At 70.6% G+C, this 19,722-nt stretch carries 16 protein-coding genes; 5 read left to right on the plus strand and 11 right to left on the minus strand.

The genetic code is table 11. The features are described from left to right. Positions 1-236 precede the first annotated feature (236 nt). The 5 genes from VF794_RS03065 to VF794_RS03085 form a co-directional block, all read right to left on the minus strand. Positions 237-1,613: a sigma-54-dependent transcriptional regulator gene (locus VF794_RS03065; protein ID WP_414640865.1), complete on the minus strand. Its 1,377-nt coding sequence runs from the start codon at positions 1,611-1,613 to the stop codon at positions 237-239. Between the two features lie 41 nt (positions 1,614-1,654). After that, complete coding sequence (locus tag VF794_RS03070) at positions 1,655-4,171, minus strand: ATP-binding protein (protein ID WP_331107531.1); 2,517 nt, start codon at positions 4,169-4,171, stop codon at positions 1,655-1,657. Beyond that, on the minus strand, positions 4,168-6,084 hold the full coding sequence (gene selB, locus VF794_RS03075; RefSeq protein ID WP_331107533.1) for a selenocysteine-specific translation elongation factor: 1,917 nt from the start codon (positions 6,082-6,084) through the stop codon (positions 4,168-4,170). Before selB ends, VF794_RS03070 begins: the two co-directional genes overlap by 4 nt. 22 nt (positions 6,085-6,106) lie before the next feature. Next, the gene (locus VF794_RS03080) at positions 6,107-6,772 is read right to left on the minus strand and encodes a phosphoribosyltransferase (RefSeq protein ID WP_331107535.1); all 666 of its coding nucleotides are present in this window, start codon (positions 6,770-6,772) and stop codon (positions 6,107-6,109) included. A 101-nt stretch (positions 6,773-6,873) separates the two neighbouring features. Next, on the minus strand, positions 6,874-7,773 hold the full coding sequence (locus tag VF794_RS03085; protein ID WP_331107537.1) for an Hsp33 family molecular chaperone HslO: 900 nt from the start codon (positions 7,771-7,773) through the stop codon (positions 6,874-6,876). 223 nt (positions 7,774-7,996) lie between these two features. Between VF794_RS03085 and VF794_RS03090 the strand changes: the two genes are divergently transcribed. Further along, positions 7,997-8,722: a succinate dehydrogenase gene (locus VF794_RS03090; protein WP_331107539.1), complete on the plus strand. Its 726-nt coding sequence runs from the start codon at positions 7,997-7,999 to the stop codon at positions 8,720-8,722. Positions 8,723-8,802: 80 nt separating this feature from the next. Here the strand turns inward: VF794_RS03090 and VF794_RS03095 are convergent, their stop codons facing one another. The 4 genes from VF794_RS03095 to VF794_RS03110 form a co-directional block, all read right to left on the minus strand. Next, entirely contained in the window at positions 8,803-9,327 is a 525-nt protein-coding gene (locus tag VF794_RS03095) for a single-stranded DNA-binding protein (protein ID WP_331107541.1), read from the minus strand. Positions 9,328-9,506: 179 nt separating this feature from the next. Continuing rightward, positions 9,507-11,750 (minus strand): D-alanyl-D-alanine carboxypeptidase/D-alanyl-D-alanine endopeptidase, encoded by a 2,244-nt coding sequence (dacB, locus tag VF794_RS03100; RefSeq protein WP_331107559.1) that lies wholly within the window; start codon positions 11,748-11,750, stop codon positions 9,507-9,509. Positions 11,751-11,885: 135 nt separating this feature from the next. Continuing rightward, the gene (locus tag VF794_RS03105; protein ID WP_331107543.1) at positions 11,886-12,677 is read right to left on the minus strand and encodes an SDR family oxidoreductase; all 792 of its coding nucleotides are present in this window, start codon (positions 12,675-12,677) and stop codon (positions 11,886-11,888) included. A 35-nt stretch (positions 12,678-12,712) separates the two neighbouring features. Next, positions 12,713-13,534 carry a HEAT repeat domain-containing protein gene (locus VF794_RS03110; RefSeq protein ID WP_331107545.1) on the minus strand — a complete coding sequence of 274 codons (822 nt, stop codon included), beginning with the start codon at positions 13,532-13,534 and terminating at the stop codon, positions 12,713-12,715. Positions 13,535-13,709: 175 nt separating this feature from the next. On the opposite strand from VF794_RS03110, the gene VF794_RS03115 reads away from it, so the two are divergent. The 4 genes from VF794_RS03115 to VF794_RS03130 are packed head-to-tail and all read left to right on the plus strand — an operon-like array spanning position 13,710 to position 17,470. Further along, the gene (locus VF794_RS03115) at positions 13,710-15,257 is read left to right on the plus strand and encodes an ABC transporter substrate-binding protein (RefSeq protein ID WP_331107547.1); all 1,548 of its coding nucleotides are present in this window, start codon (positions 13,710-13,712) and stop codon (positions 15,255-15,257) included. Next, complete coding sequence (locus VF794_RS03120) at positions 15,254-16,168, plus strand: ABC transporter permease (protein ID WP_331107549.1); 915 nt, start codon at positions 15,254-15,256, stop codon at positions 16,166-16,168. Before VF794_RS03115 ends, VF794_RS03120 begins: the two co-directional genes overlap by 4 nt. Next, the gene (locus VF794_RS03125) at positions 16,165-16,989 is read left to right on the plus strand and encodes an ABC transporter permease (protein ID WP_331107551.1); all 825 of its coding nucleotides are present in this window, start codon (positions 16,165-16,167) and stop codon (positions 16,987-16,989) included. The genes VF794_RS03120 and VF794_RS03125 overlap by 4 nt, the downstream gene beginning before the upstream one ends. Before the next feature lie 28 nt (positions 16,990-17,017). Beyond that, positions 17,018-17,470: a GNAT family N-acetyltransferase gene (locus tag VF794_RS03130; protein ID WP_331107553.1), complete on the plus strand. Its 453-nt coding sequence runs from the start codon at positions 17,018-17,020 to the stop codon at positions 17,468-17,470. Here the strand turns inward: VF794_RS03130 and VF794_RS03135 are convergent. Then, positions 17,467-19,098, minus strand: coding sequence for an SBBP repeat-containing protein (locus VF794_RS03135; RefSeq protein WP_331107555.1), 1,632 nt, complete (start codon positions 19,096-19,098; stop codon positions 17,467-17,469). The two genes, VF794_RS03130 and VF794_RS03135, sit on opposite strands and share 4 nt — an antisense overlap. A gap of 88 nt (positions 19,099-19,186) precedes the next feature. Then, a partial coding sequence (locus VF794_RS03140) for an MYXO-CTERM sorting domain-containing protein (RefSeq protein ID WP_331107557.1) occupies positions 19,187-19,722 on the minus strand: 536 nt, incomplete at its 5' end.

Genomic DNA, 19,722 nt, shown 5'->3' on the forward strand with positions numbered 1-19,722 from the left:
CTCACCGGAAGGGCTGTAGGGGGTGGGGGGGAACCACCTTCCGCCTCGCTTCGATGTGCTCCGGGTCCAGGCGTTAGCAGGCGCCGTGCCAGCCTCTCCGGAATCTCAGAAGCCAGTAATTTCAGATACTTGGCACTTCAAGAGGCGTGCGGGGACCGTCCTGGCATTGCAACTCTGCAATCGGGCATTGCAACCCTGCAATCCCCTTGCAGCTGTGCAAATCCGCCTCGGTCCCGCTATTCCGGCCCGAGCGAACGGAGGTTGAGGCGCTTCATCTTCCGCCACAGCGTGGTGGAGGAGACGCCCAGCTCCTCGGCGACGCTGCTCAAGTCCATCCCGTGCGTCTCCAGGGCCTGGACAATGGCGCGCCGCTCGGCCTCCTCCACCGCCTCGGCCAGCGTGGGCCTCCGGGAGCCGGGTGTAGCGGACAAGGGCGGGGCCCCCAGGGAACCGATGGCGTCCACGCGCGCGTTGGGGCGCAGGGGGAAGTCCTCGGGCTGCAGCTCCTCGGTTTCCGCCAGTGCCGCCGCCTGCTCCACCAGGTTCTCCAGCTCGCGCACGTTACCAGGGAAGCTGTAGCCCTTCAGGTGCTCCACCGCCGCTTCCGACAGGCGCCGGGGGCTGGGGCTGCGAGCGTTGGCGCGCTTGAGGAAGTGCATGGCCAGCGCGGGCACGTCCTCCAGGCGCTCGCGCAGGGGCGGCACCCGCAGCGTCACCACGTTGAGCCGGTAGTAGAGGTCCTGCCGGAAGCGCTTCTCGCGCACCTCCAGCTCGATGTCCCGGTTGGTGGCGGCGACGATGCGCACGTCCACGCGCACGGCCGTGGACTCGCCCACACGCCGCACCTCACCGTCCTGGAGGGTGCGCAGCAGCTTGGACTGGAAGGCGGGCGTCGTCTCCGTCACCTCGTCGATGAAGAGGGTGCCCCCATCCGCCTCCTCCACGAGGCCCTTGCGGGTACGCACCGCGCCGGTGAAGGCGCCCTTGGCATGGCCGAACAGCTCGCTCTCCAGCAGCGTCTCGGAGATGGCGGCGCAGTTGACGGGGACGTAGGGCTTGTTCTTGCGCCGGCTGTGCGCATGCACCGCGCGGGCGACGAGCTCCTTGCCCGTCCCGCTCTCGCCCTGCACCAGCACCGTGGCATCACTCTGCGCCACCCGCTGGAGGCGCGAGGTCAGCTCACGCATGGCCGGGCTGCTGCCCACCAGCGCCGACAGGCCATGGCGCTCGTTGAACTCATCGGCGAACAGCCCCACCTGCGACAACAACCGGGCCCGCTCCAGCGCGCGCTCCACCCGGTAGCGCAGCTCGCCCTCCTTGAAGGGCTTGGTGACGTAGTCGTACGCCCCCAGGCGCATGGCCTCCACCGCGCTCTCGATGGAGCCGAAGGCCGTCATCATGATGATCTGGAGGCGCGGGGCCACCTCCAGCGCCCGCTTGAGCAGGGTGAGCCCGTCCATGGGCTCCATCTTCAGGTCCGTCAGCAACAGGTCCACCCCGCTGCCGGAGAGCACGCCGAGCGCCTCCTCACCAGCGGCGGCCTCCAGGACGTCGTAGCCCTCGGAGCGCAGGAGGAGCGCGGTGGTGGCGCGCATGTTGCGCTGGTCGTCCACGACCAGGATGCGACCACGAGCAAGTGGAGTCGGTGCGTCGGTCACGGCGAACTCGTCGGCTGGGTGAGGGGAATACGGAGGGTGAAGGTGGTGCCACGTCCCGGGGCGCTCTCCACGGAGACTTCCCCATTGTGCTCATCGATGTTGCGCTTCACCACGGCCAGCCCCATGCCCGTACCCTGGGCCTTGGTGGTGAAGAAGGGCTCGAAGACCCGGTGGAGGAGCTCGGTGGGAATGCCGCAGCCCTGGTCCGCCACGTCGATGCGCAACATCTCGCGGCTCCCATGCGTCTCGCGGCGGGCCCGCATCAGCACCGTGCCCCCCTGCGGCATGGAATGCACGGCGTTGACGAGCACGTTGACGAGCACCTGATGGATGAGGTGCCGGTCCATTGGCACGCGCGGCAGCTGCGGCTCCACCTCGATGGAGAAGGTGACGGGGGCGTTGTTGCCGTCTTGCAGGGCGCGCGTGGCGTCCGTGGCATCCTGGAGCACGCCCAGCACATCCTCCAGGTGCAGCATGGCCTTGCGCGAGCGGGTGTAGACCAGCAGGTCGCGCACCACCCGGTTGAGCCGGTCGCACTCCTCCGCGAGGATGTCCAGCAGCATGCCCGCGTCGCCCTCGGCCTTGAGCATGCGGCGCAGCGAGGCCACCGCGTTGAAGATGACGCCCAGGGGGTTGCGCACCTCGTGGGCCACGATGGCGGACAGCTCGCCGAGCGCGATCAGGCGCTCGCGCTGGACCATCTCCGCGCGGGCGGCGGCCAGCTCCGCGTACGAGGCCCAGAGCGACTCGTAGAGACGGGCGTTGGCGATGGCCAGGGCGATCTGCCCACACGTGGCCTCGGCCAGCTCGATGAGGGGGGGGTCGAAGGCGCGCGGACGGCGGGTGTCGTCCAGCAGCACCACGCCGATGAATTCCTCGCGCGAGGTGAGCGGCAAGGCCAGCAGGGCCTTCTCCTCGAAGCGGCGGACGAACTCACGCTGCTCCAACTCCACCACCTTCGACAGGTCCGAGATGGCGATGGGCCGGCGCTCGCGGGCCACGCGCGCGGCGATGCTGATGGGGTCGTCCACCGGAATCACCACGCCGCGGAAGAAGTCGCGGTGGGTGGCGGAGGCGGCAGCACCGCGCAGCACCCCGGCCTGCTCGTCATGTAGGAGGATGAAGCAGTTGGAGACGTCCAGCAGCTTGACGAGGAAGTCCGAGGCCACATCCAGGATGCTGGCCACCTCCAGGGTGGCGGTGGTGGTGCGGGCCAGGTCCAGCAGCAGGCGCGTGTCGGCGAGCTGCCGGGTGGACTCGGAGCGCAGGCGGCGCTGCTCCAGCAGCGTCATCAGCAGCTCGGACAGCGTGCCCAGCAGCCGCAGATCCGCCCCACTGAAGGGGCGCCCCGAGGGCCGCAGCACCTGGAGGAGTCCGCGTGGGTGGCCGCCGTTGAACAGGCGCACCGCCGCGCCACTGCCCAGGCGCCCACTGGAGGCCGCCAGCAGCGCACACTCCTCGGCCTCGGTGGAGAGCACCGCGCCCCGGACCGCCACCGCGGACGGCGACATGCCTCCCAGGGGCGCGGCGAGCACCGAGGGCAGCTCCCCGTCCAGGCCCACCTGGGCCGAGAGGGCCAGCTCGCCCTGGGACGACTCGGGGACGTACAACAGCACGGCGTCCGCGTTCAGCAGCGAGGCCATGCGCGAGAGGAAGTCCTCGGGCGAGGGCGGCTCCGTCTGGGCGACGAAGCGCGCCGCCTCGGCCACGGCCACCATCTCCCACCGGCCCCGTTCCACGTCCGCCAGCAGCCGCGCGTCCGTGAGGGCCGCCCCCACCACCTTGGCGAAGAGCGCCAGCACCGAGCCGAAGGAGGGCGACAGCCCCCGGCCCTCCACCCACAGCACCTCCGACAGCGTGGTGCCGAGCGGGAGGTAGACGTGCGTGGCATCGCGGCCGGGCACGGAGCCGAAGACGGGCCGTCCCTCGGCGAGCGCCCGCAGCCCCAGGGCCGCGTCCCCCAGGGGAGCCTCCCCCTCAGGCGTGGAGAAGCCCTGGCCCTCTCGCACCAGGAAGCGCGCGGAGAGGCTCGCGCCCGTGAGGCCCGCCAGCGCCACCCGCCGCACCGCCTCCTCCGAGCGCGCCGCGACGAGCTCCGCCGAGGTCTCCACCAGTCGCTCGGCCAGCTCCAGCTCCGCCGGACGCGCTCCCAGCACCAGGCAGTTGATGAGGTGCGCCCGACCGAGCCCCTCCAGCTCCACCTCCTGCACGTGGGTGGCCACCTCGCGCACGCCCCGGTTCGCGGTGGGCGGCAGCAGGTAGCGCCGGGGGTCCGCCTCCACCAGCTGGCCTTCCTGCCGCTGGCGGTAGCGCACCTCGAGGCGCGCCCGGTCCTCCGGGTGGACGAAGTCCAGCATGAAGCGGCCCTCCACCTGCGCCCGCTCCAGCCCCAACATCTCGCAATAGGCCTCGTTCGCCGCCCACACCCGGCCCTCCCGGGCCACGTACATGGGGTTGCCGAACGACTCGAGAAGGGACCGCAGGGCGGCCTCGCTGTAGGGCCTCGTCATCATGCGCGCCGCAGTACCCGCTTCTCTCCGACCCGGAGCGTCACCTTCTCGCGGTCGAAGTACTCCGAGAGGGGAATGACGAACTTCCGGCTCTGGCCCACCAGTTCCTTGAAGGCCTGGGTGGATATTTCCTTGTTCTCCCGCAGGTGGGCGACCAGACGCTCCTTCAGCCCCCCCAGCGCTCCCGCGTCGAAGTACAGCTCCTCGCTCACCCGAACCACCCTCCCCTCCACCATCGCCACCTTCAACAACTCCTGCACCCTCGGCGCCGGCAAGTGGAGCCGCTGGGCCAGCTCGTTGAGCGTGGGAGGTGCGAGGCCCGCGGCCAAGAGGTCCGCCACCAACCGCGCCCGCGCCGCCGACTCATCCACGGTGAGCGTGCGACCGCGCCCCTTGAGGCGCACCACCTCCTTGTCCACCTCCACCTTCCCCGCGTCCACCAGCGCCTGCACCACCCGGGCGAAGGCGCGCGCATCCAGCTCGCCCGAGAGACGCTGGCGCAGCTCCTCGCGCGAGAGGCCCTCGCGCAACGGCTCGCGCTCATGGAAGGCGGCCAGCAGCGCCAGGCCGCGCGCCTGGAGGCCCTCGAAGACCTCGCCCGAGAGGTAGAGCCGCCGCTCCCGGTCCACCAGCAGCGCCGCGCCCCGTGCGCCGAGCAACTCCAGCGCCCGGGAGAGCACCTTGGGCGCCAGCGCCGAGCGCGCGAAGAGCTCCGTCTGCGTGAGGCCGCGGTAGCCCGTCTGGCGCAGCAGCCACGCCACCTGCCCTCCCGCGTCCGCCTCCAGCAGCGGGGCCACCACCTCGGAGCCCCCCTTGCGGCGACGCGGCGGGGTGATGGACAGCACGCGCCCGCCGGCCACCGTGGCGCCCCGGCCCGGCAGCACCCGCGAGCCCCGGAGGATGAAGCGCTGGCCCGGCAGCGCCGCCATCGGCTCGGAGAGGCGAAGCTGCGCGAGCGCCGTCTCCCCGGGCTCCAGCTTCTCCAAATCCAACAGCGCCACCGTGGCCTCCACCTGCGCGCTGCCCAGGTGCACCAGCAGCTTGCGGCGCTTGGGCAGCGCCGTCTCCGCCGCGGGCAGGAGGCTCAGCTCCACGTCCAGCATGCGCGTCTCGGGCACCTCGCCAGCCTTCACCAGCACCATGCCGCGCGCGATCGCCTCGGGCTCCACGCCCGTCAGGTTCACCGCGGTGCGCTGGCCCGCCGCCACCTTCCGCACCGCCTCGCCATGCATCTGGAGCCCGCGCACGCGCAGGGGGCCGGGCAGCCCCGGCAACAGCGAGACGGCATCCTCCACCGCGAAGGTGCCGGACAAGAGCGTGCCCGTCACCACCGTGCCGAAGCCCTTGATGGTGAAGGCCCGATCCACCGGGAGGAAGGCGGGACCCTCGGCGGGGCGCGAGGGCAGTCCCCTGGCGGCGCGGGTGAGCGCGGCGCGCAAGTCGGCCAGCCCCTCGCCCGTCTTCGAGGACACGGGCACCACCGGCGCGCCCTCCAGGAAGGTGCCCGCCACCAGCGAGCCGAGGTCCGCCTCCACCAGCGCGCGCCACTCCGCGCCCAGCTCGGCCAGCAGGTCCGACTTGGTGAGGGCGATGACGCCGGCCTTCACGCCGAGCAACCGGCAGATGTCCAGGTGCTCGCGCGTCTGGGGCATCACCCCCTCGTCCGCGGCCACCACCAGCACCGCCAGGTCCACCCCGCCGGCGCCCGCGGCCATCGCCTTGACGAAGCGCTCGTGCCCGGGCACGTCCACCACGCCCGCCACCGTGCCGTCGTCGAGCTGGAGGTGCGCGAAGCCCAGCTCCAGGGTGATTCCCCGGCGCTTCTCCTCCTTCAGCCGATCGGTGTCGATACCGGTGAGCGCCTTGACCAGTGACGTCTTGCCGTGATCGATGTGCCCCGCGGTACCGATGATCATCTCGCCCGGTGCTCCCCTCGGCTCACGCCCCTGCCTTGTCCGGGTCCACGTCGAAGCGCCCGTCCTCGGTGACGGCCTCGTAGTCCCACGGGAAGACGACGAGCGCATCGGTGGGCAGCGCGCAGAAGCCCGGGGCGAAGCCACCGGGGCGGGCCACCAGGGAGGCGGTATTCACTTCCTTGGCGCCCACCTTCCGCGCCAGGGCGGTGGCCAGCTCCAGCGTGTCGCCGCTGGAGGCGACGTCGTCCACGATGAGCACGCGCTTGCCCTTGAGCTCGCTCGGCATCTCCCCGCTCAGCTTCGGCTTGGTGGTGCCCTTGTCCCGGCTGCGGCGGCTGATGCGCACCGGGTAGAAGTCACAGCCGAGCGCGCTGGAGAGCGCCCCGCCCACGAACACGCCGCCGTGCGCCACGCCCACCACGGCCTGGGGCTTGAAGGACTTGCCGATGGTCGCCGCGAGCGCATGCACCGCGCGGTCGAACTCCGCCCAGGTCAGCTCCTGGACGCTCCGCTGCTGACTCGACTGGTCCCTCCCGGTGAGCTGACGGGGCGCCTCCACCTGGGGCGCGAGGATCATGTCGGATGGGATGGAGACGAGCTTCTCCACCTGCTGCTGGGTAGGCTTTCCCTTCGCGCCCTTGGGAGCAGTCTGGGGAGCTGCCTTGGGCGTTGCCCGCTTGGTGGCCACGGCGAGGACTCCGGAGAGTGAGGTGACGTGCCCTCATACCCTGGCGAGCGCAGCCCCGCCACCCCCGACCGAGCCTGCTCGCCCGCCCTGTCCCACCCCGCTCAATTCGAGGCCGAGACCAGCTCCGCCAACAGCGCGCGCAGCTCCTCTCCGTCGACGACGTAATGCGTCGTACAGAAGTGGCAGTCGGCCTCGGCCTTGCCGTCCGTGGCGAGGATGTCCTCCAGCTCGTCGCGGCCCAGGGACAACAGGGCCCGTTTCACCCGATCCTTGCTGCAGCTACAAGTAAAGGAAACGGGATAGCGCGACATCACCTCCAGGTCCGCCTGGGGCACCAGCGCCTTGAGCAGCCCCAGCGCGCCCTGACTGGACTGGGCCCGCACCGTGGGCTCGAACTGCTGGGCGAGCTTGTCACCCAGCGCCCGGAAGGCCTCCTGGTCTCCATTCGGCAGGGGCTGGAGGAGCAGGCCGGCGACAGTGCCCAGCGGCTCGGCGGCGCCGTCGCCGCGGGCCGGCAGCACGGAGAGGTAGACGCGCGTGGGGAGCTGGTCGGAGATGGTGAAGTAGCGCTCCAGGTCCCTGGCCAGGTCGAAGCTCTCCAGCTCCACCGAGGAGCGGTAGTACTCGCCGCCGCCCAGGTCGCGCAGCACGGAGAGGAAGCCCTTGTTCCCGAGCGCGGGGCGCCAGTGGTACTCGCCCTCGTTGCCCACGTGGGTGATGAGCGGGTTCTTCGCGTAGCCGCGCAGCACGCCCGTGGTGTCCCCGTCCACGAAGAGGCCGCGCAGGGGCCCGTCGCACTCGAGCTGGAGGTTGACGCGCGAGTCGCTCTTCTGAAGGGAGGCGAGCAGGGCACCGGCGGTCAGCCCCTGTGCCATCAGCAAAGCCGAGGCCGTGGCGGAGCGGTGCAGCTCGCGCGCCCGGCGGGACAGCTCGCTCGCGGTGACGAGCACCACGCGCAGGTCGGTTTGCTTCAACAGTCCACTGACGAGTTCATCGGCCATAGGTGTATGGGACTAGCCTGCCCACCCTCGCGCCGCTCGCCAATGACCTTGAGGCCCGGTCCTCCATTTGCCCGGGGGGCGACCGGAGGGACCTCCTGGGAAGCATCACCGGGGCTGATACCTCCGTGCGCCCCGGCTGCCATGGGCTGATAGCAGAAAGTCCTACCCGGTGGCGGGACCGGGCTATAACGCCCCGTCCGTCCGTCTGACGTCCGGAGCACCGATGAGCACCCACGCCGCAACCGCCGTTCCGAATTCCCAGAAGACGCCGCTCCTCCAGTCCCGCCTGGGCTCGTTCCTCGCCGTGGTGCCGCTGAGCATCTGGGTGGTGAACCACCTGTGGGACAACCTCGCCGCCTTCTATGGTGGCGCGGCCTGGCAGACGGCGGTGACGGAGTACAAGCACCCCTATGCGCAGGCCTTCACGTTCATCCTCGTGATGGTGCCGCTGCTCATCCACACCGTGTGGGGCCTGCTGCGGCTGCGGCCCCAGAGCTTCAGGCCGAACAACCTGGCCTACCCGTACTACGGCAACCTCAAGTACATCGTTCAGCGCGCGGCGGGCCTCGGGGTGCTGGGCTTCCTGGGCGCCCACATCTGGCTGGCCTTCCTCCAGCCGCGGCTGGTGTATGGCCAGGGCGAGCCCTTCGCCGCCATCGCCTACGAGATGCACTGGCACGCGCCCACCATCATCGTCTACTCGCTGGGCGTGCTGGGCACGGCGTACCACCTGGCCAACGGTCTCCAGGGCTTCGCCATGTACTGGGGGCTGGTGGCCTCCGAGCGCTCCATGCGCCGCTTCGAGCCCCTGTCCATCGGCGTCTTCCTCGTGCTCCTCGGCATGGGCTGGGGCGCCCTCTTCGCGCTGTACAAGGCGGGCGGCACCGAGGAGGTCATCCAGGAGCGTGCGCGCATCATGCAGGCCCGTGGCGTAACCACCGACCACTAGAAGCCCCCAGGTCCCGCAAGCACAACGGCCGCCCCGGTCTCCCGGGAGCGGCCGTTTTACTTGCGGGTGAAGCGCGCAGCCTAGAACGGGATGTCGTCGTCCCCGCCGCCGCTGCCGCCACTGCCACCACCGCCCTCGTCCATGCCCATCGGAGGCGGGCCGTAGTCGTCGAAGCCCCCGCCCTGCGGCTGACCCCCGCCGCGCTGCTGCGAGTAGCCGCCACGGCTACCACCGCCACTACCGCCACCCGAGGAGCCCGCGCCGGCGCCCTCACGGCCGCCGAGGAAGGTCACTCCGTTGGCCACCACCTCGGTGGTGTAGTTCTTCCGGCCTTCCTTGTCCGTCCACTCACGCGTCTGGAGACGACCCTCGACGAAGCACTGGCGGCCCTTCTTCAGGTACTCACCGCACAGCTCCGCGAGCTTTCCCCACACGACGATGCGGTGCCACTCCGTGCGCTCCTGCTTCTGGCCGTTCTTGTCGGTCCAGGTGTCGCTGGTCGCGATGCGGAAGTTGGCGACTGCCTGGCCACCCGGGGTGAAGCGCACCTCGGGATCCGCTCCGAGGTTGCCAATGAGGATGACCTTGTTGACTCCTCCAGCCATGACGCCTTCCTTTCTCTACGAGGACTGGCCCACCACGGGCCAGTCACATGCGTCCGGATGCGGCCACCATAGCCCGCATCCGGCTTGCCCTATAGCATACCTGCTAAGTCCCACCTGAACAGGGTTTCACCCACCAGGAGCCGGTTGCCTGGAGGCCAACAGAAGGAGCCAACCAGGGCTCACCCGCCCGGCCGGGTCTCGGCGGTGCGCTCGATGGAGCCGGGCCCCAGGGGCAGGGCGGCGGTCGGAGCCACCACCTGCGTGGGAACCAGCTGCTGCGTCTTGGGCGCCTTCTCCTCGGCCACCTTGCGCGACAGCGTGCCGTCCAGCGCGCGGGCGAACTCCGCCAGCTTCGCGTCGGGGGAGCCGAAGCTCTTCTTCAGCCCCTTCCAGAAGGGGTGCTCGGCCTCGCCCGACTGGCTCAGCCCTCGCGCCAGCAGCGTGGTGGCCATCTCGCGGTCCGAGTTGGAAGCCACGCGCAGCGCCTGCACCAGCTCCTCCGGCGCCGTGCGCGCCACCGCGCCCAGGCCCTCGGCCATCTCGCCCTCGGAGGACACGTCGCCCACGGAGGCGCCGGCCAGCTCGATGACGCGCGAGAGCGCCTCGGCGTTGCCGCTGGCGGCCAGCTCCACGAGGCTGCCCAGGCCGGGCACCTCCACCGAGAGCTCGCGCGCCACCGTGCGCAGCCGGCCGTACACGTCCGCGCCCGCCGAGTAGCTGTCCAGCAGCGTGCGCACCCCGAGGTAGTCCTGCGGGTTGGACTGGTAGAGGCTCTCGGCCACCACCGCCCGCACCGCGGGGTCCTTCTCGCTGCGCCACGCCGTGCGCAGGAAGCCGATGTTGCGCGAGTCGCGCTGGCTGCCGAGCGCCAGGTACGTCTTCACCCGGCTGGACACCTCCGCCGAGGGGCCACTGGACTTCTCCCCACTGGTCAGCTCGGCCACCGCGCGCCCCGGGCCCATGGAGGAGCCCACCGAGGCCACCGCCGTGCCCAGCGCGTCCAGCCCGCGTACCACCGGTCCGGAGCGGCCCGGGTAGTCATTCACCATCATGGAGAAGATGAACTTCTCCCCACCGGCCGCCTGCACGTAGCCGCTGAGCGCCGACACGTTCTCCAGCGTGCCCGTCTTCGCGCGCAGCCGCCCCACGGCATCGGTGCCATCGAAGCGGTACTTGAGCGTGCCGTCCTTGCCGGCGATGCCCAGCGAGGACAGGTACTCGGGCGCGAGCGGGAAGCGCTCGTACATGTAGCGGAGGATCCGATCCAACTGCGTGGCGGAGAAGCGGTTGGCGTCGTTGAGACCGCTGCCATTCTTCATCACATAGGTGCCGCGGGGAATGCCCACCTCGCGCGCGAGGAAGTCCTCCACCACGTCGATGCCCTTGCCGAACGTGCCCGGAGCCCCCCGCCCCTCGGCGCCCATCGTCTTGATGAGCGTCTCGGCGACGAAGTTGCTGGAGAGCTTGTTGAGGCGCTTGAGGACGACGTCGAAGGTGTCCGAGTGGGACACGTACACGAGCTTCGACTTGGGCGGGGTGACACCCGGCTTCACCTTGCCCTTCACCTTGACGCCACGCGCGGCCAGCATCTGCTTGAGCGTCTGGCCGAAGTACATGGGCGGGTTGTCGATCTTCTTGTACACGCTCATGTAGCCGCCGGCCTCGGGCACCTGGCCGCGCACGATGATCTTCTGCTGCGCGCCGGCCGCGTCCGAGGCCACCGAGAAGCGGCGGGCCCGGCGATTGCCGGTCGTCAGCGCGTTCTCCACCACGAAGAAGTCGCTCTGCGGCTCGATCTCCACCACGCCCTTGGCGCCCACGGCCTCGCCGGGACGCAGGAACACGCCCACCGCGTTCCAGTTGAGGCTCAAAGCACCGGTGGGGGCCATGTAGGCCCGGTCCGAGTCCTCCTGGTCGAACCCGGGCGGCGTGCGCTCGGCGTCGAACCACGAGTCGTCCACGACGATGTCCTGCACCTCGCGCAGGCCCGTGTGGAAGAGGTCCGAGACGATGCCGTAGAGGCGCTCGGTATTGATGGAGGGGTCGCCCTTGCCGCGCACATAGAGCGTCTTGGCCTTGAAGCCATCGGACTCCTGCTCCACGAGGAACTCGGTCTCGAAACGGTACTCGGGCCCGAGGGTCACCAGCGCCGCCGCCGAGGTGACCAGCTTCACGTTGGAGGCGGGGTTGAGGAGCTCGTCGGCGTTGTGGCTGAAGACCACGGAACCGTCGTCGAGGCTCATCATATGAACGCCCACACGACTGGCGTTGAGCGGGTCGCGTTGAAGCACCTGCATCAGCGAGGCCTTGAGCGCCTCGCGTTCGGCGCGCTTCTTGTCATCCGCGGCGGCACCCGCGCGCGGAAGCGTGACGAAAATAGCGGCCGTCACGGCCAAGAGGGTTCTGGCTCGGTGGACCTGCACGTACTCTCCGGGGAAGGTGGCGGCCATTATGGGAGGGGGCATCCAGTGCGGCAAGGGAGACACCAAGGGGCGACATGCGTCCGGGTGCCCGGCCTTCCACCAGGCGGCAAAGCGCGCCCAGCTTGTGTGGACCAGTTACCAGGGAATGGCCCGGCGATCTCGGAAGAAGCCACCCGTCGGTCCCTCCGGGGGCAGCGTCGCCGCCCAGACCAGGGTGTCCGCGCCTTCCTCCACACCTCGGGGGGCCTGGGCCCCACCCATGCGGGTTCTCACCCACCCCGGGCAGACGGCATTCACCAGCAGGTGCCGCTCCTTCAGCTCCTCGGCGAGCAGACGGGTCAGCGCGTTGAGGCCCACCTTGGATACCCGGTAGGCCGAGCCCGGCCAACCCTTCCGCGCGTACTCACCCCCACGCACATCCTCGACGAAGGAGCGCAGGAGCGACACCAGTTCCTCCTTTGAAGGAGGCGGGTCGAAGCGCCGCCGGAGCGCCGGAGCCAGCCCTTCCAGCTCCCCTGCCCCGCTCGACACCATGACGATGCGGCCGGACTGCTCCATCAGCGGCAGCAGGCGATCGGTGACGTGCATCGCCCCGAAGAAGTTCACCGCGAGGGTCCGCTCGGCCACGCTCGCGTCGAAGCCATCCAGGGCGATGCCCGCGTTGTTGACGAGGGCCGCCAGCCGGACGCTCTGCCGCCCGAGGCGGTCCGCCAGGTTGTCGATGCTCTCCTGGGAGGTGACGTCGAGGGGCTCGAAGGTGACGTCGAGGCCCTCGGAGTGCATCGCGGAGGTGGCCTCCGCGCCCGACGCGATGTCCCGGGCCGCGAGCAGCACCTTCAACCCGAGCCGGCCGAGCTGCCGGCACGCCTCGAGTCCCAGACCCCGGTTGCCCCCCGTCACGAGGATCGTTCCCGTCACCTTCGCCATGAGCCCGTCACCTCCACCCGGGTAAGAGTACGCACTCACCAGAGGGGCGGCGACTCGTAGCCCCGGATGACCTTGTCGAGCACGTGGCGGAAGTAGTCGTCCGCCTCGCCCGGCCTCTCGCGAAGCTCGAGGAGGACGGGAAGGAGGCGTGGGTCCTCGAGCAGCTCCGCCGCCTCGACCACCAGCACCAGCACGTTCGACGCGTGGAGGGCCGCCACGAGCGGCTCCAGCACCCGGGGGTCCTTGCGCCGCGCGAGCCCCACGAGCGCCTCGCCGCGGATCTCCTCCTGGGAGTCCGACAGCCGGCGCACCAGGGCCTCCCGCAGGGCGGGCGTGTCGCTCTCGAGCTGCGTCCCCAGATTGAAGGTGGCCCAGTTGCGCACGTTCTCGTCCGGGTCATCCGACAGCTCGATGAGCGCGGCGACAGCCTCTGGGGACTCCTGGTCCGACAGCCCCTGCACCACGCCGAACCGCACCTCCGCGCGCGGATGCGCCTTCAGCTTCACGAGCACGGGCACCGCGCGCGGGTCCCGGAAGTAACCGAGCGCCGTCGCGGCGGACTCGAGCACCGTGGGCTCCGTCTCCCGGAGCAGCAGCTCCAGCAGCAATCGGACGCACTCCTCGGGGAAGGTCCTCTCGGGGATGCCGAGCTGGCCCAGGATGTCCGCGCCCCGGCCGCGCTCCCGGGGCACGGGCGAGCACAGCAACTGCGCGGCCGCTTCGAGGACGTCACGAGTCCCACGCCAATGGAGCAGGTGGAGGGCCTCCAGGACGCGATCGTCATCCGGCTCGCCTCGCAACGAGGTGGCGATGAGCTCCGCGGTGCTGCGAGGATCCTCGGGTCTGCGATGTTCCATGGTGCATCGGCGCGCGAGCGCCCCCCCGACGTTCTCTCGATAGTCTCCCACAAGCAGTGGCGAAGCGGTCCTCCCATGAGAATGAACTGGGAGAGCGGGTCGCCCGATTCCCGGGCGGGGAGGCAAGCCACCGGCTCGACCGGCCCTTCCGGCTGTGCCACAACAGAGGGCCCCGATGCCCCCGCTGCTTCGCCACGCCATTCTGGCGCTCCTCGTGGCGCTCGTCACCGGCTGCCGTGCCGAGCGGCCGCCCCCGGGCATCACCGTGCTCATCGAGGCCCCCCCGGAGAGCCTGGACAGCCGGCTGACGCTGTCGGCCACGGGCCAGCGCATCGCCCAGCTCATCACCCCGGGCCTCATCGTCTGCGATGACAGCGGCACGCCCGTGCCGGAGCTGGCCGAGTCCTTCCGCGAGCTGTCCCCCACGCGCGTGGAGGTCACCCTGCGCCCGGGGCTCACCTTCCACGATGGCAGCGCCCTCACCGCCGAGGACGTGAAGGCCACCTACGACAGCCTGTGGGACACGGCCATCGCGAGTCCCCGGGCGGAGCGGTACGCGGCCGTCGAGCGCGTGGAGGTGGTGGACGCGCGCACGGTGCGCTTCCACCTGCGCCAGCCCTTCGCGCCGCTGATCGCCGATCTGTCCCTGGGCATCATGCCCGCCGAGCGCGTCTCGGGCGCGGGCAAGGAGGCCCAGGGCCGGGCCCCCATCGGCGCGGGCCCCTTCCGCTTCGAGTCCCAGCCGGACGAGGACCACCTCACGCTGGTGCCCTTCGAGGGCCACTACCGGGGAGCACCCGCCATTCCCCGGCTGCACTTCCGCGTGGTGCGCGACGAGACGACCCGGGTGCTGGAGCTGCTCAAGGGGCGCGCGGACCTCGTCCTCAACGCGCTGTCCCCGGCGGTGCTGCCCGCGCTGGAGCGGGAGCCCTCGCTGCGCGTCCTCACCAAACCCGGCACCGGCTTCGCCTACCTGGGGTTCAACCTGCGCGCCGGACCGCTCGCGGACGCGCGGGTGCGCCGGGCCCTGTGCCACCTCGTCGACGTGGGGCCGCTCGTCACCTACAAGTTCCACGGGCTGGCCGAGCCCGCCAACGGCATGCTACCGCGCACCCACTGGGCCTGGGCCCCCGTCGCCGGCTGCCGGTACGACCCCCACGAGGCCGCGAGGCTCCTGGACGAGGCCGGCTACCCGGACCCGGATGGCCCCCGGGGCAGGCCCCGCCTCACGCTCCAGCTCAAGACGAGCACCGACCGCTTCCGCCGCTCCGTGGCGCTCGTCCTCCAGGAGCAGCTCGCCCGCGGTGGCGTGGCCGTGGAGGTGCGCTCGCTCGAGTTCGGCACCTTCTTCAACGACGTGCGCCGGGGCAACTTCGAGCTCTTCATCCTCAAGTGGGCCTCCATCATCGAGCCGGACCTGATGCGCAGCGCGTACCACTCGGGCAGCGTGCCGTCCGAGGCCAACCACTGGGGCGGCTTCAACCGGGGCGCGCTGCGGGACGGGCCGCTCGACGCGCTGCTCGACGAGGCCAGCCGCGCTTCCTCCTCCGAGCGCCCGGTGCTCTACGCACGAGTCCAGGAGCGGCTGGATGCCCTGGTGCCCGTGGTGCCCCTGTGGCACGAGAACTCCGTGGCGGTGGCCTCGCGACGGCTGGAGGGCTTCGAGCCGAGCGCCCACGGCATGTTCACCCCGCTGGCGCGAGCGAGGATGGTGGAGCCATGACACGGCGGCTCGCCTCCGCTGCGGTGGCCCTGGTGGGCGCGCTGCTGCTCGTCTCGCTCTTCCTCCACCTCGTGCCGGGGGACCCCATCGACGTGATGCTCGGGGAGCAGGCCACGCAGGTGGACCGCGAGGCCCTGCGTCGCGCGGTGGGCCTGGACCAGCCCTGGTACCTTCAACTGTGGCACTTCACCCGGGACTTCCTCACCGGGGAGCTGCGCACCTCGCTGCCGCCCTTCCAGAAGAAGGTGCTGCCCGCCATCGGCGCGGCCCTGCCCTCCACGCTCCTGCTGGCGCTCACGGCCCTCGCCGTCGCCGTGGGGCTCGCCCTTCCACTCGGAGTGGCCGCAGCGGCGCGCCAGGGCACCGCGGTGGATGCCGCCGCCATGAGCGCGGCCGTGGCCGGCGTCGCCCTGCCCCGCTTCTGGCTCGGGCCGGTGCTCATCATCCTCTTCTCCCTGAAGCTGGACTGGCTGCCCGTGTCCGGCTCCGGCTCCTGGCGCCACCTCGTGCTGCCCGCCTTCACGCTGGGCACCGCGCTCGCCGCCTTCCTCGCGCGCATGACTCGCGCCGCCATGCTGGAGGCGCTGCGCGAGGACTACGTCACCGCCGCCCGCGCCAGGGGGCTCGGCCCGTTCCAGGTGCTGTGGCGGCACGCCTTCCGCAACGCCCTGCTGCCCATCCTCACCGTGCTGGGGCTCGAGTTCGGCGCCCTTCTCGGCGGCGCCTTCGTCACCGAGAAGGTATTCGCCTGGCCCGGCATGGGCACCCTGCTGCTCACCGCCATCGAGCGGCGCGACTACAACACCGTGCGCGCCACCGTGCTCGTCTTCACCTGCTGCTACGTGCTCGTCAACGCGCTCACGGACGTGGCCTATGCGCTCGTCGACCCGCGCGTGCGGAGGCGCGCATGAGCCGCTTCCGCCTGCGCTCCCCGGGTGGGCGTTTCGGCCTCACCGTGGCGGGGCTGCTCGTCCTCACCGCGTTGCTGGCCCCCGTCCTCAGTCCCCATGCGCCCGAGGCCATCGACCTCGCCTCCGAGCTCGCCCCACCCGGCCCGGGCCACCCGCTCGGCGCGGGGGAGAACGGCATCGACCTGCTCACCCACATCCTGCACGGCGCCCGCGTCTCGCTCATCGTCGCCGTGTTCGCCGTGGCGCTCTCGTCCCTGGTGGGCACCGTGCTCGGCGGGCTCGCGGGCTACGTGGGCGGGCTCGTGGACGAGGTGCTCATGCGCCTCACCGACGTGCTGCTCGCATTCCCCGGCACCCTCCTGGCCATCTTCATCACCGCCGTGCTGGGGCCCTCGTTGGCCAACGTCGTCTTCGCCCTCAGCTTCACCGGGTGGACGGGCTACGCACGGCTGACCCGGGGGCAGGTGCTCACCCTGCGCGAGCGCGACTACGTCCAGGCCGCGCGGGCGCTCGGTGCCAGCGACACGCGCATCCTCTTCCACCACCTGCTGCCCAACGCCGCCGGGCCCCTCGTCGTCCAGGCCACCTCCGCCCTGCCCGGCGCCATCCTCGCCGAGGCCTCGCTCAGCTTCCTCGGGCTCGGAGCGCCTCCGGGCACGCCCTCGTGGGGAGCACTCGTGGACCAGGGCACCCAGTACCTCCTCGTCGCGCCCCACGTGGCCCTCTTCCCGGGGCTCGCGTTGGCCCTCACCGTGCTCGGCTTCCACCTGCTCGGCGACGCCGTACGCGATACGCTGGACCCCAAGCACCTGGAGCGTTAGGCCACACCCGAGCCTGAACAGGAGAGCCATGCCGCACTGGAAGTGGAAGACGTTCCCGGAGCTGACGCTCGACGAGCTCTACAACCTGCTGGCGCTCCGCCAGGAGGTGTTCGTGGTGGAGCAGCGCTCCCTCTACCAGGACGCCGACGGCTACGACCGCGGCTCGCACCACCTGCTGGGCACCACGGGCAGCTCGGAAGCGCCCACCCTCGAGGCCTACCTCCGCGTGCTGCCGCCGGGGCTGAAGTACCCCGAGGTGAGCTTCGGCCGGGTCATCATCGCCCCGAACGTCCGCCGCCTGGGCCAGGGACGGGAGCTGGTGCGCAAGGGGCTCGACTTCATCGAGGAGCACTACCCGCGCACCCCCATCCGAATCGGCGCCCAGCACTACCTCCAGCGCTTCTACGAGAGCTTCGGCTTCCGCGTGGTGGGGGACGTGTACGACGAGGACGGCATCCCCCACGTGGACATGTTCCGCTAGGCGCGAGGCCTCCGGCGCGAGGCCAGCAGCGCCAGCCCGACGAGCGAGCCGAGCGCGAGGGGGCCCAACCCACCGCTGGCGCCACTGGCGCCGCAGGACCAACCCAGCGGAGACACCGGGGACCCTGGCGGCGTGACCGGCGGCCCTGGCGGCGTGACCGGCGGCCCTGGCGGCGTGGCCTCCAGATCCACCCCCAGCAGGTACATGTTCCAGAGCGCGCCATTGGGGCTCGTGTCGTAGCCCGCGTCGGAATACGCGATGTCCTTCGAGGTGGTGCCACCGCCGAGGTAGAGGCGCTCCGGACTGCGTGGGTCGACCCACAGCGCGAAGACATCGTCCTCGCCGGACCCTCCGACGAACGACCCCCACTCCACGGCCGGCTCCGGGGTGAGCCGGACCCTCGCCACGAAGCCATCCCCCAGGGTGTTGTCCACCAGGGTGGTGTCGAAGCCTCCGTCCACGGGCAGGTCCGACGAGGTGGTGTACCCGCCCAGATAGATTCGCTGGGACGAATCGGTCGCCAGACTGAGGATCTGGTCCTGTCCCGAGCCCCCGAAGAGTGCCGCTCTGCCCGGAGACAAGCCCCCCGCGCTCTCGTCGTACGCCACGGCGAAGATGTCGCTGTCACCCTTGATCTCCCCGACACCGGGGAAGGTGCGCGAGAAGGTGGTGCCCCACAACACCACCTGTCCCTCGGCGGTGCCGGGCGGCAGGCTCAGCGCGATCCCCGTCTCATGCCCACTGCCTCCGTAAGAACGAATCACCGGAGTACCCGGGCTGGTGTTCGCGCCAGGGATTCGCGCGATCAAGGCATCCGAGGTGCTGGTACCGGAAGCCTGGGTGTATCCCGTGGCGAAGAGGGTGCCATCCGCCTTGTAGGCGAGGCCCATCACCCCCTGATTGCCTGGTGCGGAGAGGAGCACGGTCCAGTCCACCCTGGCCGTGCGGGGATCGATGCGGGTGACGAAGCCCTCTTCACCCTCGATGAGCACGGGGTTGGGCCCCAGGATGTTGCTGGAGCGAGTCATCCCTCCGATGAACAGGTGCCCATCGGGCCCTGGAATCATCGTATGGACCATGTCCCTGTCGGCCCCGCCGATGCGAAAGAGCCAGTCGAGCTGCGTTCCAGAGGAATCGAGCCGGGCCACGAAACCATCCGCGGAGCTCAAGGAGAAGGCGGTGCTGTTGCCCGGACCGCCGTCGGGCAGTGTCCATTGGATGGACTGGGACTGGGTAGTGCCCGTGACGTACAGCTCGCCCTGCTCACCCAGGACGAGCCCCTCGCCGAGATCCACATCCGTGCCGCCCAGCCGCGTGTACCAGACCAGCCCGCCATCCGCGTGGAACCTGGCGATGAGCACGTCGCTGTCTCCCCCCAGCGCTCCGAAGCGATTGGGGCTGTTTGGCGAGGGAGAGGCCGGAGCGGCGCCGACCGTCCCGACGACGAAGATGTCCCCCTCGGCATTCTGCTGGATGGCCTGGATCTCATCGAACTCCCCAGGCCCTCCGAGATAGGTGTTCCAGAGGACGAGCGGCTCAGCCGCGGAAGACCCCGGCTGGCTCACCGCCACCCAGGACACGAGGAGGACGCCGGCCGCGGCCAGCATTCGGAACACACGATGGGACACGAGAGCCTCCTCCACGGAGCGCGGGGCCGGGGCCCGGACGGGCCCAATCTCTCACAGTGGAGCCGAGTTCAAGGCGCTGGTATCGCCCTCAAGAACGAAGCGTTCTCTTCCGACGAAAAACGAGCAGCCCCAGGCCCGCGAGCGTGCCGAGCGCGAAAGCCCCTGCTCCGCCGCTGGTGCCACTGGCGCCGCAGGACCAGCCCAGCGGAGACAGCGGCTCCATTTCCAGGTTCGTGCCTCCCCCGCCGCCATCCGGAGTCGCACCGCCTCCCGGCGTGGCGTTCAGGTCCACGGCCATCAGGAACATGTTGTTCCTGAACGCCCCATTCGCGCTCGTGTCGAAGCCGGCATCCGCATACCGGAGGTCCTGCGAGGTGGTGTCCCCTCCTATGTAGAGCCGGTTCGGGTCCCGGTGGTCGACGTGCAACGTGAGGACGCCGTCCTTTCCGGACCCGCCGACGTACGAGAACCACTCGAAGGCGGGCTCCGGCTCGAGTCGCATCCTCGCCACGAAGCCATCCCCCTGGGAGTTGTCCTCCAGGGCCGTGTCGAATCCTCCGTCCGCGCGCAGGCCCGACGAGGTGGTGTACCCGCCCAGGTAGACACGCTGGAGGGAATCGGTCT

Source organism: Archangium sp. (assembly GCF_036389735.1).
Lineage (GTDB): Bacteria > Myxococcota > Myxococcia > Myxococcales > Myxococcaceae > Archangium.

Coding starts and splice junctions, on each gene's coding strand:
- VF794_RS03110 (WP_331107545.1), bottom strand. CDS start 13,534: ATGGAACATCGCAGACCCGAGGATCCTCGCAGCACCGCGGAGCTCATC.
- VF794_RS03070 (WP_331107531.1), bottom strand. CDS start 4,171: ATGATGACGAGGCCCTACAGCGAGGCCGCCCTGCGGTCCCTTCTCGAG.
- VF794_RS03130 (WP_331107553.1), top strand. CDS start 17,018: ATGCCGCACTGGAAGTGGAAGACGTTCCCGGAGCTGACGCTCGACGAG.
- VF794_RS03105 (WP_331107543.1), bottom strand. CDS start 12,677: ATGGCGAAGGTGACGGGAACGATCCTCGTGACGGGGGGCAACCGGGGT.
- VF794_RS03125 (WP_331107551.1), top strand. CDS start 16,165: ATGAGCCGCTTCCGCCTGCGCTCCCCGGGTGGGCGTTTCGGCCTCACC.
- VF794_RS03115 (WP_331107547.1), top strand. CDS start 13,710: ATGCCCCCGCTGCTTCGCCACGCCATTCTGGCGCTCCTCGTGGCGCTC.
- VF794_RS03085 (WP_331107537.1), bottom strand. CDS start 7,773: ATGGCCGATGAACTCGTCAGTGGACTGTTGAAGCAAACCGACCTGCGC.
- VF794_RS03095 (WP_331107541.1), bottom strand. CDS start 9,327: ATGGCTGGAGGAGTCAACAAGGTCATCCTCATTGGCAACCTCGGAGCG.
- VF794_RS03120 (WP_331107549.1), top strand. CDS start 15,254: ATGACACGGCGGCTCGCCTCCGCTGCGGTGGCCCTGGTGGGCGCGCTG.
- VF794_RS03090 (WP_331107539.1), top strand. CDS start 7,997: ATGAGCACCCACGCCGCAACCGCCGTTCCGAATTCCCAGAAGACGCCG.
- selB (WP_331107533.1), bottom strand. CDS start 6,084: ATGATCATCGGTACCGCGGGGCACATCGATCACGGCAAGACGTCACTG.